At 67.6% G+C, this 1,272-nt stretch carries 1 protein-coding gene; it reads right to left on the bottom strand.

The genetic code is table 11. The features are described from left to right. The coding region (locus tag B1A74_RS04605; protein ID WP_077243908.1) for an IS256 family transposase at window positions 1-1,195 on the bottom strand (1,195 nt) is incomplete at its 3' end. Between the last annotated feature and the right edge of the window lie 77 nt (window positions 1,196-1,272).

The raw sequence follows: 1,272 nt of genomic DNA, 5'->3' as shown, positions 1-1,272 counted from the left end.
CCCCGCGCTCGAGCTTGTCGAGCCATTCGTAACCCCGGAGCCGGCGCCAGCGCTTCTGCGCGCTCTGGCCGAGCTTGAACGTCAGGCTCAAGACGGTGTTGCGGGTCACGCAACCCCGGGTCTTGGCAGTGCGTAGCCGCACGGTGGCGAAGGTCGATTCGATCGGGTTGGTGGTCCGGATCGACTGCCAGTGCGCGGCCGGGAAGTCGTAGAACGTCAGCAGGGTCTCGCGGTCCTTGCGCAGCGTCTCGGTAGCTTTCGGGTACTTGTCGTCGTAGGCGGTCAGGAAGGCGTCGAAGGCCTTCTCGGCGTCGGCGCGGGTTTCGGCCATCCAGATCGCCTGTAATGCCGACTTGGCCTTGGGCTGGCTGCGCTTGGGGAGCTTGTTGAGCACGTTGGCGGTCTTGTGGACCCAGCAGCGCTGGCGGTGAGTGTTCGGGTAGACCTGGGCCAGGGCCTTCCAGAAGCCCAGCGCGCCATCGCCGATGGCGAGCTTCGGGCCGTTCGCCAGGCCCTGATGATCCCGCAGGCGCACCAGCAGCTCGTACCAGCTCTGCTCGGACTCACGCATCCCGTCATCGAGGGCGACGAACTCCTTGGTGCCATCCGGCAGGACCCCGATGATGACCAGCACGCAGGCGCGCTCGTCGTCGTCACCGCGCAGGTTGAAGTGGATCCCGTCGGCCCACCAGTAACTGTAGCGGTGGGCGCTGAGATCGCGCTCGCGCCAGTCGGCGTGCTCGGTCAGCCACTGCTGCTTGAGCCGGCCCAGCGTCGAGGCCGACAGCCCCTGGGCCTGCTCGCCCAGCAGCGCGCTCAGCGCCTCCTGGAAATCGCCCGAGGACACCCCCTTGAGATAGAGCCAGGGCAGCAGCTCCTCGACCGAGCGCGCCCGGCGCAGATACGGCGGCAGCAGGCGGGAGGTGAAGTGCCGGCCGCCGCCGGACCGATCCCGGGTCTTCGGCACCTGCACCGGCACATCGCCGATGCCGGTCTGGACCCGGCGCTCCGGCTGATAGCCATTGCGCACCACCGCCCGGCGACCGTCCGGCAAACGATCCTCCGCGTAGGTCTCCATGAACGTCTGCAACTCTGCCTCCACCGCTTGCTTGATCAGATCCCGCGCCCCGCGGCGCAGCAGATCGGTCAACGGGTCCTCTGGTCCGTTCGGCAGGTCTGTCGTATCGTGAGCCATGGTGGCGTATCTCCTCTGGCTGGCTGGTTGGTCGCACTCCCATTCCAGCCGGATACGCCGCCTTCCTCAATCCCCCC

It is taken from the genome of Thioalkalivibrio halophilus (assembly GCF_001995255.1).
Taxonomy (GTDB): domain Bacteria; phylum Pseudomonadota; class Gammaproteobacteria; order Ectothiorhodospirales; family Ectothiorhodospiraceae; genus Thioalkalivibrio; species Thioalkalivibrio halophilus.
This window is presented reverse-complemented; position numbering and strand designations above follow the sequence as displayed.